Here is a 13,774-nt window from a genome sequence, read left to right as displayed (position 1 = left end):
CATCGACGCGCTCCGGGCGGGACTGCTGGAACTGCACGCGTCGGCGGGGCGGCCGTCCATGCGGGAGATGGAGCGGCGGGCCGGCGGACTGGGCAGGCTTCCGCACAGCACGGCGCACCGCATCGTGCTCGGCCGGACCGTGCCGCGGGACGAGCGACAGCTGATCGGATATCTGACGGCGTGCCGCACGGCCGAGGCGGCCCATCAGCCGTGGATCACCGCGTGGCGGCGCGCACTGGGCCTGGGGACGCGCATCCCCCCGGCCCCGCGCGCCGCCCCGGCCCCGGGCGCCCTTCCGGGCCCGCGCCCGCCGGCACCACCGGCCCCGCGGACGGCGCGGCCGGTGATCGAGGCACCCGCCCCCGTGCCCGCGCCGGGCCCGTACTTCATGCTGCTCGGGCCGGTCAGGGTCTCCTTCGACGGTCACCCCCTGCCCTCGGGCTCCCCGCAGCAGCGGGCGCTGCTCGCCGCCCTGCTGATGCGCGGCGGGCGCACCGCGACGGCCTCCGAGCTGATCGACGGCATCTGGGGCGAGGACCCGCCCTCCCAGGCGCTGGCCGCGCTCCGTACCTACGCCTCGCGGCTGCGCAAGATCTTCGGCCCCGGGGTGCTGGTGAGCGAGTCGGGCGGCTACGCGATCCGCGTCGACGCGGGCACCCTCGACCTCAACGCCGCCGAGGAGCTGGCGATGGCCGCGGAGAAGGCGCGGGCCGGGGGCGACCGGCACCGGGCCCGCACCCTCCTCAACGAGTCGCTCACCCTGTGGGAGGGCGAGCCCCTGGCGAACGTGCCGGGGCCGTACGCCGAGACCCAGCGCACCCGGCTAGAGGAGTGGCGTCTCCAGCTCACCGAGGTGCGGCTCGACCTGGACCTGGAGGCGGGCTGTCACGCCGAGGCGGTCTCCGAACTCACCGCGCTCACCGCCGCCCACCCCCTGCGCGAACGCCTCCGCGAGCTGCTCATGCTCGCCCTGTACCGCAGCGGGCGGCAGGCCGAGGCGCTGGCCGTGTACGCCGACACCCGCCGTCTCCTCGCCGACGAACTCGGCGTCGACCCGCGCCCCGAACTCTCCCGCCTCCAGCAGCGGATCCTCCGGGCCGACGAGGAGCTCGCCCGGCCGGGCGAGGCCGTGCGGGAGAGCGCCCCGGCCCCGGTGCGCCCCGCCCAGCTCCCGGCGGCCGTACCGGACTTCACCGGGCGCGTCTCCTCCGTACGCGAACTGGCCGCGCGGCTCACGCGCGCGGAGGGCGACGCGATGGCGGTGTCCGCGCTCGCCGGGATCGGCGGAATCGGCGGCGTCGGCAAGACCACCTTCGCCGTGCACGTCGCGCACGCCGCCCGCCCGCACTTCCCCGACGGTCAGCTGTACGCCGACCTCCAGGGGACCGGCTCCCGGCCCGCGGACCCCCGGACGGTCCTCGGGGCGTTCCTGCGGGCGCTCGGCACGGCGGACTCGGCGATCCCGGAGACCCTCGTCGAGCGCTCGGCGCTCTACCGGTCGGTGCTGGGCGGACGCCGGGTGCTGGTCCTTCTGGACAACGCCCGGGACGCGGCCCAGGTCAGGCCCCTGCTGCCCGGCGGCGAAGGCTGCGCGACCCTGGTGACCTCACGGATCCGCATGCTCGACCTGGCCGGCTCCCATCTGGTGGACCTGGACGAGATGTCCCCGCAGGAGGCGCTCCAGCTCTTCACCAGGATCGTGGGCGAAGAGCGGGTCGCCCCCGAACGCACGGCGGCCCTGGACGTGGTGACGGCCTGCGGCTTCCTTCCCCTGGCCATCCGGATCGCGGCCTCCCGCCTCGCGGCCCGCCGCACCTGGACGGTCTCGGTCCTCGCGGCGAGACTCGCGGACGAACGCCATCGGCTCGACGAGCTCCAGGCCGGGGACCTCGCCGTGAAGGCCACCTTCGAGCTGGGCTACGGGCAGCTCGACGAGGAGCAGAAGCGCGCGCTCCGCCTGTTCGGCTCGTTCGCCGGCCCGTTCGTCACCCTGCCGGTCATGGCGGCTCGGCTCGGCCGCGGCGCGGAGGCGACGGAGGAATTGCTGGAGAGCCTGGTGGACACCGGGCTTCTGATGTCGATGGGACCGGGCTGCTACCAGATGCACAACCTGGCCCGGCTCTTCGCACAGTCGCGTGCGGAACTCGACGAGCCGCCCCCGCCGGGCCCCGCCTGACACCGCCGTCCCCGTCCCGGCACCTCAGCGGAGCAACGGACCCGTGGCGTCGACGATCTCCAGGAGATCGTGGCGGTGGGCGATCGGCCACCCGTGCCGGCGCGCGAGCAGGGCGAGCTGGGCATCGGGTTCGAAGGCGACCGGGTGGGCGGTGCGGTGGAATATCTCGGCGTCGCTGATGGAGTCGCCCACGGCGAAGGCGATGTCCGGGCCGGCGGCGGGTGGCGGGTGTACGCCCAGTGCCTCCAGGGCGCCGGTTTTCCCGCCCGGCAGACCGAGGGCGGCGGTGAGCGTCCCGGTGTAGCGGTCGCCGCGGATCTCGGCGGTCGTACCGCGGGCATGGACGATGCCCAGGTCCGCCGCGGCGAGGCGGACCACCTCCTGCGGGCTGCCCGAGACGAGTACGCAGGTGAAGCCGGCGTCCCTCAGCCGTTTCAGCAGGGGCCGGGCGAAAGGGAACAGCCGCCGGCGGGCCGAGGCCCAGACCGCGTCTGCGGCCCGCTCCACGTCGGCGGGACGCCGGTCCTTGAGCGCCGCCGCGTAGTGGGCGTAGACGGCGGTGGCGGCCGGGGTGAGGGGGGCATGGCCGTCGCGGTACCGCCGGAGCGCGGCCCGTGCGGCTTCGGCGTGGGCGGTATCGGTGATTCCGGCATGTGCCAGACGGGCGAGGAGTTCGGTGCCCAGGGTGCCGGGGAAGAGGGTGCCGTCCATGTCCAGGACGGCCAGCGGTCGCCGCGGTGGCGGTGGCGCCGGGCTCTTCACGCGCCCAGCCGCCGGTCGCGCCGCCGGTAGGCGGCGAGGGCCGCGTCGAAGTCCTCGCGCTCGAACTCGGGCCACATCTTCGGGCTGAAGTACCACTCGGCCTGGGACGCCTGCCAGGACAGGAACCCGGACGTACGCCGTTCGCCGGAGGTGCGGACGATCAGGTCCGGGTCGGGCTGGCCGCCGGTGGACAGCTTTCGGCCGAACGTTTCCTCCGTCAGGGTGCCGTCGGGACCGCCGGGACCGCCGGTTTCGGAGACCAGACTCCGGACGGCGGCGAGGATGTCGGCACGGCCTCCGTAGCCGAGAGCGAGGTTGACCGTCATCCCGGCACCCGCGCCGCTGTCCCGCTCGGCGTCGCGCAGCTCGGCCACGAGCGGGGCGGGCAGCAGCTCGGCGACGCCGATGTGCCTCAGCCGCCGAGCGGGCCGGGCGAGGAGGCGCGGCAGGATCTCGCTCACCGTCTCGTACAGCACCGTGAGTTCCGGCGCGGACCGGTGCTGGATGTTCCGGTCGGAGATCATGAACAGGCTGACGAACTCCAGCCCGCTCTCCTCGCACCAGTCCAGCACGCCGGGAATGCGGCGGAAGCCATGACGGTGCCCCTCGCTCGGCGGCAGCCGGTGCCGCCTCGCCCAGCGGCGGTTCCCGTCCGGGAGGATGCCGAGATGGCGCAGCGCGGGCGGCGGGGGCATCGCTGACATGGCCGGTCCTTCCACGACACGCCGGGACGGCGCGGTGCCGTTCGGAGCACCCTCACCCTGCCCACCCTGCCGACGGGAAAGTCGTATTGGCATGAAAACGCTCTGATTTGTCCCCGGTGATCACCTCGCCCGCACCCGCTGAACAGCGCGAAGCCGGTCGGCGCGGTGGCCGTTTCGAGGCCGATCGGGCGGCCGGAGCCCACCGCCCTGGCGTGAACAGACCCATCGGAACCGGGGAGGCCGCCCCCGGCCCCCGCGCGGGCGCACCCCTGCGCGGAGGCCCCCGCGCCGTCGGCCCGTGCGGATCGGGTGGCCGGGCGGCCATACTGGAGCTGCCGGGAGGGCGGAGCGGAACGACGGGGGCTGACAGCACGCGATGGCGGAGACCAGGCTGATCCAGGGCCGGTACCGGTTGCTCGAAGTCATCGGGCGCGGGGGCATGGGCGAGGTGTGGCGGGCGGTGGACGAGTCGCTGGGGCGGCGCGTCGCGGTCAAGTGCCTCAAGCCGATGTCGCCGGAGCGGGACGAGACGTTCACCACCGTGCTGCGGGAGCGCTTTCGCCGTGAGGCGCGGGTCGCGGCGGCGCTCCAGCACCGGGGCGTCACCGTCGTGCACGACTTCGGCGAGTACGAGGGGGTGCTCTATCTGGTGATGGAGCTGCTGGAGGGACACAACCTCAGCCAGCTCCTGGAGGCGAACGACCAGCGCCCGCTGCCGGTCCACGAGATCGTCGACATCGCCGAGCAGGTCGCCGACGCCCTCGCGTACACCCATGAGCGCGGGATCGTGCACCGGGATCTGAAGCCCGCCAACATCATGCGGCTCACCGACGGGGCGGTGAAGATCTGCGACTTCGGCATCGCCCGCCTCGGCGAGGGCATCGGCGCGTCCTCCCAGCTCACGGGCGTCGGCATCGCCATGGGCACCCCGCACTACATGTCGCCCGAGCAGATCTCCGGCGGGCCGGTGGACCACCGGAGCGACCTCTACTCGCTGGGCTGTGTGCTGTACGAGATCGCCACCGGGGTGCCGCCCTTCGACCACGAGGACGCCTGGTCGGTCCTGGTGGGGCACCGGGACACGACGCCCGCGCCGCTGAGCGACCACCGGGACGACATCCCGGGCCACTTCCAGCGGATCGTCCTCGATCTGCTCGCCAAGACGCCCGAGGAGCGGCCCGCCGACGCCGGGGACCTGCGCCGCAGAATCGTCCGGGAGGGCCGGGGCCGCGCCCCGCTCCCCGCGCCGTCCGACGGGTCCGCGGAGCGGGGCGCGCGCGGGCTGCCGGGGTGGACCCGGGGCATGACGGCGGGTCACAAGGCGGTGGACACCGCGCTGCGGACCGTGCTGCCCGATCACACGGCGGGTCTGACCGGCGAGTGGACCACCCTCGCCGACCCGCGCGGCCAGGCGTTCCCCGTACCCCGGACGCGGCCCGCGCGGCCCTCGCCCGCGCTGCTCGCCGCCCTCGCCGGGCGGCACAACGCGGGGCTGAGCCTGGGCCGCCTGGGCCGCTGGGAGGAGGCCGGCGAGGTGCACCGCGCGGTCGCCGCCGAACGGCAGCACGCCCTGGGGCCCGACCACCCCGACACCCTCGCCAGCCGGTACGAGGTCGGCTTCAGCCTCAGCAGGACCGGGCGGGCCGAGGGCGCGCTGAGTGAATTCCGCCTGGTCGCCGACGGCAGGGAGCGCGCGCTCGGCCCCGGCCACCCCGACACCCTCGCCGCCCGCCAGGAGACCGCGTACGTCCTGGGGCAGCTCGGCCGCCACTTCGAGGCCAACGACGTCTACACCGCCGTGCTGGCCGCCCGCGAGCGCGTCATGGGCCCGGACCACCCCGACACCCTGCGCTGCCGCCACAACCTCGCCTTCAACCTCAGCAGGCTCGGCCGGCTGGAGGACTCCTTCCGGCTGGTGGGCGAGGTCGCCGAGGCGCGGGAGCGGGTGCTCGGCCCGGAGCACCCCGACACCCTCGTCACCCGCTACGAGGTGGCGTACGCGCTGGGCCGCCTCGGCCGCTGGCCCCAGGCGCTGGACATCTACCGGGAGGTGGCGTCGGCCCGTACCCGGGCGCTCGGCCCGGACCACCCGGACACCCTCGCCGCCCGCTACGAGGCGGGCATAAGCCTGGGCCGCCTCGGCCGCAGCGCGGAGGCCCTGGAGCTGTACCGGGCCCTGGCGGACGACCGCGCCCGGGTGCACGGCCCGGACGACCCCGAGACGCTGCGGGCCCGCCACGGCCTCGGGGTCAACCTCGGCAGGCTCGGCCGCTGGGAGGAGGCGCTCGCCGAGGCCCGCGAGGTCGCCGGGGCGCGGGAGCGGGTGCTGGGCGCGGAGCACCCCGACACCCTCGTCAGCCTCCGTGAGACGGCGGTCGGCCTCGGCTGGCTGGGCCGCTGGGAGGAGGCGCTGACCCTCTACGCCCGGGTCGCCGCCGCCCGCGAGCGGGTCTTCGGACCGGACCACCCCGACGCGCTGGCCAGCCGCAACGACGAGGCGCACTGTCTGGAGCAGCTCGGCCGGCACACCGAGGCGGTGGAGCTGTACCGGCGGGTGGCCGCCCTGCGCGAACGGCGCGGCACCCGGGGAGCCTGAGCCGCGCGGCACCCGGGGAGCCCGCGCCGCGCCGCCCTCTCCCGCCGCCGCCCGGCACCGCCTAGAGTCCGGCCATGCCCGTACACAGCTCGCACTCCGGCTCCGGCTCGCGCTCCGGCTCGTACTCCCGCTCGTACGACGTCGTGATCGTGGGCGGTGGCCACAACGGACTGGTCGCCGCCGCCTATCTCGCCCGCGCCGGGCGTTCGGTCCTGGTCCTGGAGCGCGGCGCGGAGACCGGGGGAGCGGCCGTCTCCGGCCGGCCCTTCGCCGGGGTGGACGCCCTGCTCTCCCGCTACTCCTATCTGGTCTCGCTGCTGCCCGGGAAGATCGTGCGCGATCTCGGGCTCGACTTCCGGGTGCGCGAGCGCACCGTCTCCTCGTACACGCCCAGCGGGGACGGCGGGCTGCTCGTCGGCGGCGGCCGGACCCGGGAGTCGTTCGCCGCGCTCACCGGGGGCGAGCGGGAGTACGCGGCGTGGCGGGAGTTCTCCGCGATGACCGGCCGGGTGGCGCGGGCGGTCTTCCCCACCCTCACCGAGCCGCTGCCGACCCGTGAGCGGCTGCGGGCGCGGATCGACGACGAGAGGGCCTGGCGGGCGCTGTTCGAGGAACCCGTCGGCGTGGTGATCGAGGAGAGCTTCCGTCACGACCTGGTCCGGGGAGTGGTGCTCACCGACGCGCTGATCGGCACCTTCGCCGACGCCCACGATCCCTCGCTGGCGCAGAACCGCTGCTTCCTCTACCACGTCATCGGCGGCGGCACCGGGGAGTGGCAGGTGCCGGTCGGCGGCATGGGGGCGCTCACCGACGCCCTGGCGAAGGCCGCCCGGGAGGCCGGGGCGCACCTCGCGACCCGGCACGAGGCGACCCGGATCGAGACCGACGGCTCGGCGGCCGAGGTCGCCTACCGCACCCCGGACGCCGAGGGCACGGTCGCCGCCCGCCATGTCCTGGTGAACGCCTCGCCGCACGAACTGGCCGCGCTGCTCGGCGAGCCCCCGCCGCCGCCCGTCGAGGGCGCGCAGTTCAAGGTGAACATGGTGCTGCGGCGGCTGCCCCGGCTGCGGGACGCCTCCGTGGATCCGCGCGAGGCGTTCGCCGGGACCTTCCATGTCTCCGAGGGGTACGAGCAGCTGGCCGCCGCCCACCGGCAGGCCGCCGGGGGAGAGCTGCCCGCCGCGCCGCCGTCGGAGCTGTACTGCCACTCGCTGACCGACCCGTCGATCCTCGGCCCCGCGCTCACCGCCGACGGCTGCCAGACGCTGACCCTGTTCGGACTCCACACCCCCGCGCGGCTCTTCGCCGCCGACCCCGACGGGGCCCGCGCCGCGCTGCTCACGGCGACCCTCGCCGAACTCGACTCGCATCTCGCCGAGCCCATCGCCGGCTGTCTCGCCCTCGACGCGAACGGCGAGCCCTGTGTGGAGGCCAAGTCGCCGCTCGATCTGGAACGGGAGCTGGGCCTTCCCGGCGGCCACATCTTCCACCGGGATCTCTCCTTCCCCCACGCCGACGCCGACGCAGGCTCGCCCACCGGCCGCTGGGGCGTGGAGACGGACCACGCCAATGTGCTGCTCTGCGGAGCGGGCGCGGTGCGCGGCGGGGGAGTGAGCGGGGTGCCGGGGCACAACGCGGCGATGGCCGTCCTGGGGCGCTGACCGGCCGGCCGCCGGAGCGCGGGGCCCGGGTGCTGTCCGTCAGTCGCGGGACGGCGTCCAGCCCGCCGCCTCGATACGGGCCGCGTCGCCGGACCGGGACTCGTCGAAGACCGCCCGCCCGCCGTCCTCGACCCGGATCGCGTCCACGTACACGCCCCGGCCGGAGCGCAGCCGGTCGGTGGTGTACCGCCAGCGCAGCCGGACCCCGGTGCCGCGCCACGCGGAGAGGTCCGCCGTCAGCCGGTGCCAGACCCGCCCGGACCAGCCGGTCACCGAGCCCGACGGGTGCGAGGTCTCGTCGTGCCCCGGCCGTACGGTGGTGAACGGCACCGCGCGCCAGCTCGCCCCGCCGTCCGGCGAGCCCTCCAGGAAGAGTCCGTCGGCCCCGGGCTCGGTGTCCCACCACAGCGAGCAGCGCAGCCGCGCCCGCCGGGAGGCGAGGGGGAGCGCGGGCAGGGTGAGGGTCGCGGAGGCGGCGGTCGCCGTGCCGGAGAACCAGGCGGTGCGCCCCCGCTCGGGGCGGACCGCGACGGCGCGGGCCATGTGGTCGGCGGCGGCGGCCCTGGGCGCGCTGCCGGAGCGCCAGGAGCGCACCGGGTGCACCGAGTTGCCCAGCACGATCAGGAAGGAGTCGCTGCCCGGGTCGAGGACCAGGCTGGTGCCGGTGAAACCGGTGTGACCGGCGGTGCGCGGGGTGGCCATCGCGCCCATGTACCAGTGCTGGTAGAGCTCGAAGCCGAGCCCGTGCTCGTCCCCGGGGAAGGCGGTGTTGAAGTCGGTGAACATCAGCTCGACGGATTCGGGGCGCAGCAGGCGGTAGCCGTCGTACACGCCGCCGTTGAGGAGGGCGCGGGCGAGGATCGCGAGGTCCCAGGCGCGGGAGAAGACCCCGGCGTGACCTGCGACGCCGCCGAACGCGAAGGCGTTCTCGTCGTGCACCTCGCCCCAGACCAGCCCTCGGTCCAGGCCGGACCAGGGCGGTCTGGCGTCCTCGGTGGCGGCGATCCCGGGTTTCCAGGAGGCGGGCGGGTTGAACCGAGTGCGGTGCATCCCGAGCGGAGCGGTGATCTCGTTCTGGAGCAGTGCATCCAGAGGGTGACCGGTGATCCGTTCCAGGATCAGCTGCAGGGCGATCAGATTGAGGTCGGAGTAGAGATACCGGCTGCCCGGCGGGGACGCCGGGCGCTCGTTCCACAGCATCCGCAGCCGGCCCTCGTGGGTGGGCTCGGTGTACAGCGGGATCCAGGACCGCAGCCCCGAGGTGTGCGTCAGCAGCTGACGCACCGTGATGTCCGCCTTGCCCGCGCCGCCGAACTCCGGCAGATGCGCGGCGGCCGGGGACTCCAGCTCCAACTCGCCCCGCTCGATCCGCCGCACCGCGAGGATCGAGGTGAACAGCTTGGAGACGGAGGCGAGGTCGAAGACGGTGTCCTCGGCCATGGGGATCTGCCGCTCGGCGGGGAACTCCACCGCCGTGCCGGTGCTCTCGTCGTACGAGGAGTAGCGCACCGCCTTGCCGATCGGCCGGTGCAGGGCGACCGTGTCGCCGCGCCCGGCGAGCAGCACCGCGCCCGCGTACCAGGGGTGCGTGGGGGAGGGGCCGAGATAGCTCTCGGCGTCGGCGACGAGCCGCTCCAGCGGCCCGGGGAGCAGTCCGGCCCGCTCGGGGGTGCCGCGCCGGAGCGTCCGCCGCCCCCGGTCCCCGCCGACGGCCGTACCGCTTCCCGTACCGCTGCCCGGCCCGCCGTCCGCCGCCGCGAACGGGATCGGCGTCAGGGCCAGCGCCCCGCCGAGCGCGAGCACTCCGCTCCCCAGCCGCCGCCGGCTGATCCCGCTCCCCGTCGCGTCCTCCGACATCCGCCACCCACTCCTGCTCCTGAAAGCCTCGAACACCAAGGCCCCCGAACATCAAGGCCCTCGAACACCAAGGAAACCTTTCTTCCCGGAGCGCGGAGCCGTCAACCGTCCCGTGCCCCCGCCCCCTTCATCTGACGTAGCATCAGAAAACCTCTTCCCCCGGCCGGCCGGCTGCGGCATCCTGCCGTCCATGGAGACGGAGCTGAGCAGAGCCCTGGGGATCGAGCACGCCATCTTCGGCTTCACGCCGTTCCCGGCGGTGGCCGCCGCCCTCACCCGCGCGGGCTGCCTCGGCGTCCTCGGGGCCGTCCGCTACACCGACCCCGACGACCTCCGGCGCGATCTCGACCGCATGGACCGCCACACCGACGGCAGACCGTACGGCCTCGACGTGGTCATGCCCGCCACCCGGGCCGCGGGCATGACCGAGGCCGACGCGGAGGCGATGATCCCCGAGGGCCACCGGAAGTACGTCCGCGACACCCTCGCCCGGCACGGCGTCCCCGAACTCGCCGACGGCGAACCCTCCGGCTGGCGGATCACCGGCTGGCTGGAAGAGGTCGCCCGCCGCCAGCTCGACATCGCCTTCGACCACCCCCTCGCCCTGCTCGCCAACGCCCTCGGCCCACCGCCCGACGACGTCGTCGCCCGCGCCCACGACCACGGCGTCCGCGTCGCCGCCCTCGCCGGAAGCGCCCGCCACGCCCGCCGCCACGCCGAGACCGGCATCGACATCGTGGTGGCCCAGGGGTACGAGGCGGGCGGCCACACCGGAGAGATCGCCTCCATGGTGCTCACCCCCGAAGTGGTCGAGGCCGTCGCCCCGCTGCCCGTGCTCGCCGCCGGCGGCATCGGCAGCGGCGAACAGATCGCCGCCGCGCTCGCCCTCGGAGCCCAGGGCGTCTGGCTCGGCTCCCTCTGGCTCACCACCACCGAGGCCGAACTCCACTCCCGCGCGCTCACCGCCAAACTCCTCGCCGCCGGCTCCGGCGACACCGTGCGCTCCCGCGCCCTCACCGGCAAACCCGCCCGGCAGCTGCGGACCGAGTGGACGGACGCCTGGGACGCCCCCGAGAGCCCCGGCGCACTCCCCATGCCCCTCCAGGGCCTCCTGGTCGCCGAGGCCGTCTCCCGGATCCAGCGGTACGAGGTGGTCCCGCTGCTGGGCACGCCCGTCGGCCAGATCGTGGGCCGGATGACCTCCGAGCGGAGCGTACGGGCCGTCGTCGACGATCTGACCCGGGGCTTCGAACGCGCCGTGGACCGGATCAACCGCGTCGCGGGCAGGGCCGAGCGGTGACCGCCCGCCCACACGGCTTCTGGGCCCAGGCGGCGGCGGACCCCGACCGCCCGGTCCTGATCGCCCCCGACGGCGAGGAGTGGACCGCCGGACGGCTCCACACGGCGGCGAACCAGCTGGTCCACGGCCTGCGCGCGGCAGGGCTCGAACGCGGCGACGCCTTCGCCGCCGTGCTCCCCAACGGCGTCGAACTCCTCACCGCCCATCTCGCCGCGACCCAGGCCGGCTTCTATCTCGTCCCCGTCAACCACCATCTCCTCGCCGCCGAGATCGCCTGGATCACCGCCGACTCCGGCGCCCGGCTGCTCATCGCCCACCAGCGGTTCGCGGAGACCGCGAGCGCCGCCGCCGACCAGGCCTCCCTGCCCGCCGGCCGCCGCTACGCCGTCGGCGCGATCGCCGGATTCCGCCCGTACGCCGGACTCCTCGACGGGCGGTCCGGCGCGCCGCCCGCCGACCGCACCCTCGGCGCGGTGATGAACTACACCTCGGGCACCACCGGACGGCCCAGGGGCGTCCGCCGCCCGCTGCCCGGGAGACCCCCCGAGGAGGTTCCCCTCGGCGGTTTCCTCCGCTTCTTCGGCATCGAACCCTTCGACGGCCATGTCCATCTGGTCTGCTCACCGCTCTACCACACGGCCGTCCTCCAGTTCGCGGCGGCGGCCCTGCACATCGGCCATCCACTGGTGCTGATGGACCGGTGGACGCCCGAGGAGATGCTGCGGCTGATCGACGCGTACCGCTGCACCCACACCCACATGGTCCCGACGCACTTCCACCGGCTCCTCGCACTTCCCGAGGAGGTGCGGGCGCGGTACGACGTCTCCTCGATGCGGCACGCCGTCCACGGTGCGGCCCCCTGCCCCGCCGGGGTGAAACGGGCGATGATCGACTGGTGGGGCCGGTGCGTCCAGGAGTACTACGCGGCGAGCGAGGGCGGCGGCACGTCCGTCACCGCCGACGAGTGGCTGAGAAGACCGGGGACCGTCGGCAGGGCCTGGCCCATCAGCGAGATCGCCGTCCTCGACGACGACGGCGTCCGGCTCCCGCCCGGCGAACAGGGCACCGTCTACCTGCGGATGAGCACCGGGGGCTTCAGCTACCACCGGGACCCGGCCAAGACCGCGAGAAACCGCGTCGGCGACTTCTTCACCGTCGGAGATCTCGGCGTCCTGGACGAGGACGGCTATCTCTACCTCCGCGACCGCAAGATCGACATGATCATCTCGGGCGGGGTGAACATCTACCCCGCCGAGATCGAGGCGGCCCTGCTGACCCACCCCGCCGTCGCGGACGCCGCCGCCTTCGGCGTCCCCCACCCCGACCGGGGCGAAGAGGTCAAGGCCGTCGTGGAGCCGGCCGCCGGACACCTCCCCGGCGACGCGCTCGCGGCCGAGATCCTCGCCCACTGCGAGGGACTGCTCGCGGGACACAAACGGCCCAGAAGCGTCGACTTCACCGCCGAGCTGCCGCGCGACCCCAACGGCAAGCTCTACAAACGCAGACTGCGCGCCCCCTACTGGGAGGGCCACGGCTAGGATCCGTCAACCCGTTGGCGCAGCATCCCGCGCGCGCCGCACCGACTGCTGGCAGCGTGGCGGGCATGACGACCGGCGCGGTACGGCTCAGATCGCGGTGGACGACCTGGGTGCCCCCGGTCGCGGTGCTCGCCCTGGCGCTGGCCTGGGGCCGCGACCTCGCAGGGGTCGCCGTGGCGCTCGTCGGACTCTGCCTCATCGGGGCCGTGCTCGCCGCCGTGCACCACGCCGAGGTCGTCGCCCACCGGGTCGGCGAACCCATCGGCTCGCTGGTGCTCGCCGTCGCCGTGACCGTCATCGAGGTGGGGCTCATCGTCACCCTGATGGCGGGGGGCGGCGAAAAGGCCTCCACCTACGCCCGGGACACCGTCTTCGCCGCCGTCATGATCACCTGCAATGGCATCGTGGGACTGTCCCTGCTGGTCGGCGCGTTGCGCAACCGGGTCGCGGTCTTCAACGCCGAAGGCTCCGGCGGCGCGCTCGCGACCGTCTGCACCCTCGCCACCATGACGCTCGTCGTACCCGCCTTCACCACCGGCCACTCGGGCGGGGAGTTCACCGGGGACCAGCTGGCCTTCGCCGCCGTGGCCTCGCTCTGTCTGTACGCGCTCTTCGTCGGCGTCCAGACCGTACGCCACCGTGACTACTTCCTCCCGGTGAGCGCCGACGGCACCGAGAGCGACCCCGACGCGCACGCGCCGCCGCCGGGCGACCGTGAGACCTGGTGGAGCGTCGGACTGCTCCTGGTGGCGCTCGTCGCCGTCGTCGGCAACGCCAAGCTGGTCTCGCCCGCCATCGAGAACGGGGTGGACTCCGCCGGACTGCCCACCGCCGTCGTCGGCGTGGTGATCGCCCTCCTCGTCCTGCTCCCCGAGACCCTCGCGGCGGTACGGGCGGCCCGCCGCGACCGGATGCAGACCAGCCTCAACCTCGCCTACGGCTCCGCCATCGCCAGCATCGGGCTCACCATCCCGGCCATCGCGCTCGCCTCGATCTGGCTCCAGGGACCCCTGGTGCTCGGCGAGGACGCCACCCATATGGTCCTGCTCGCGCTGACCGCCGTGGTGAGCGCCCTCACCGTGGTGCCGGGACGGGCGACCCTGCTCCAGGGCGGCGTGCACCTGGTGCTCTTCGCCGCCTTCGTCTTCCTCTCCTTCAGCCCCTGAGCCCCTGAGCGCCT

Annotated in this window: 8 protein-coding genes and 1 pseudogene; 6 read left to right on the top strand and 3 right to left on the bottom strand. The window is 74.6% G+C overall.

Features of this window, described 5'->3' with window-relative positions; genetic code table 11:
• Positions 1–388: 388 nt before the first annotated feature.
• A pseudogene (locus tag ABD371_RS22075) lies at positions 389–2,161 on the top strand (AfsR/SARP family transcriptional regulator); the annotation flags it as partial.
• A 39-nt stretch (positions 2,162–2,200) separates the two neighbouring features.
• On the opposite strand, the gene ABD371_RS22070 reads toward ABD371_RS22075, so the two are convergent.
• Positions 2,201–2,938, bottom strand: coding sequence for an HAD family hydrolase (locus tag ABD371_RS22070; protein ID WP_344479445.1), 738 nt, complete (start codon positions 2,936–2,938; stop codon positions 2,201–2,203).
• The gene (uppS, locus tag ABD371_RS22065; RefSeq protein ID WP_344479443.1) at positions 2,935–3,642 is read right to left on the bottom strand and encodes a polyprenyl diphosphate synthase; all 708 of its coding nucleotides are present in this window, start codon (positions 3,640–3,642) and stop codon (positions 2,935–2,937) included. Before uppS ends, ABD371_RS22070 begins: the two co-directional genes overlap by 4 nt.
• Positions 3,643–4,018: 376 nt before the next feature.
• Between uppS and ABD371_RS22060 the strand changes: the two genes are divergently transcribed.
• Both ABD371_RS22060 and ABD371_RS22055 read left to right on the top strand, forming a co-directional pair.
• Positions 4,019–6,238 carry a serine/threonine-protein kinase gene (locus ABD371_RS22060; RefSeq protein ID WP_344479442.1) on the top strand — a complete coding sequence of 740 codons (2,220 nt, stop codon included), beginning with the start codon at positions 4,019–4,021 and terminating at the stop codon, positions 6,236–6,238.
• A gap of 74 nt (positions 6,239–6,312) precedes the next feature.
• Positions 6,313–7,899 carry a phytoene desaturase family protein gene (locus ABD371_RS22055; protein ID WP_344479440.1) on the top strand — a complete coding sequence of 529 codons (1,587 nt, stop codon included), beginning with the start codon at positions 6,313–6,315 and terminating at the stop codon, positions 7,897–7,899.
• Between the two features lie 39 nt (positions 7,900–7,938).
• On the opposite strand, the gene ABD371_RS22050 is transcribed toward ABD371_RS22055, so the two are convergent.
• Positions 7,939–9,756: a serine hydrolase domain-containing protein gene (locus ABD371_RS22050; protein ID WP_344479439.1), complete on the bottom strand. Its 1,818-nt coding sequence runs from the start codon at positions 9,754–9,756 to the stop codon at positions 7,939–7,941.
• A gap of 190 nt (positions 9,757–9,946) precedes the next feature.
• Between ABD371_RS22050 and ABD371_RS22045 the strand changes: the two genes are divergently transcribed.
• The 3 genes from ABD371_RS22045 to ABD371_RS22035 all read left to right on the top strand — a co-directional run bounded on the left by ABD371_RS22045 (position 9,947) and on the right by ABD371_RS22035 (position 13,760).
• Positions 9,947–11,056, top strand: a complete 1,110-nt coding sequence (locus tag ABD371_RS22045; protein WP_344479437.1) for an NAD(P)H-dependent flavin oxidoreductase — start codon at positions 9,947–9,949, stop codon at positions 11,054–11,056.
• Entirely contained in the window at positions 11,053–12,594 is a 1,542-nt protein-coding gene (locus tag ABD371_RS22040) for an acyl-CoA synthetase (protein WP_344479435.1), read from the top strand. The genes ABD371_RS22045 and ABD371_RS22040 overlap by 4 nt, the downstream gene beginning before the upstream one ends.
• Before the next feature lie 65 nt (positions 12,595–12,659).
• The gene (locus ABD371_RS22035) at positions 12,660–13,760 is read left to right on the top strand and encodes a calcium:cation antiporter (RefSeq protein ID WP_344479434.1); all 1,101 of its coding nucleotides are present in this window, start codon (positions 12,660–12,662) and stop codon (positions 13,758–13,760) included.
• Positions 13,761–13,774: the final 14 nt, after the last annotated feature.

It is taken from the genome of Streptomyces amakusaensis (assembly GCF_039532665.1).
Taxonomy (GTDB): domain Bacteria; phylum Actinomycetota; class Actinomycetes; order Streptomycetales; family Streptomycetaceae; genus Streptomyces; species Streptomyces amakusaensis.
Note: the sequence above shows the minus strand (reverse complement) of the source record. Positions and strands in the feature narration are given on the sequence as shown.

Excerpts from the sequence above, each read along its gene's own strand:
- uppS (WP_344479443.1), bottom strand. The coding sequence starts at position 3,642 with ATGTCAGCGATGCCCCCGCCGCCCGCGCTGCGCCATCTCGGCATCCTC.
- ABD371_RS22035 (WP_344479434.1), top strand. The coding sequence starts at position 12,660 with ATGACGACCGGCGCGGTACGGCTCAGATCGCGGTGGACGACCTGGGTG.
- ABD371_RS22050 (WP_344479439.1), bottom strand. The coding sequence starts at position 9,756 with ATGTCGGAGGACGCGACGGGGAGCGGGATCAGCCGGCGGCGGCTGGGG.
- ABD371_RS22060 (WP_344479442.1), top strand. The coding sequence starts at position 4,019 with ATGGCGGAGACCAGGCTGATCCAGGGCCGGTACCGGTTGCTCGAAGTC.
- ABD371_RS22055 (WP_344479440.1), top strand. The coding sequence starts at position 6,313 with ATGCCCGTACACAGCTCGCACTCCGGCTCCGGCTCGCGCTCCGGCTCG.
- ABD371_RS22045 (WP_344479437.1), top strand. The coding sequence starts at position 9,947 with ATGGAGACGGAGCTGAGCAGAGCCCTGGGGATCGAGCACGCCATCTTC.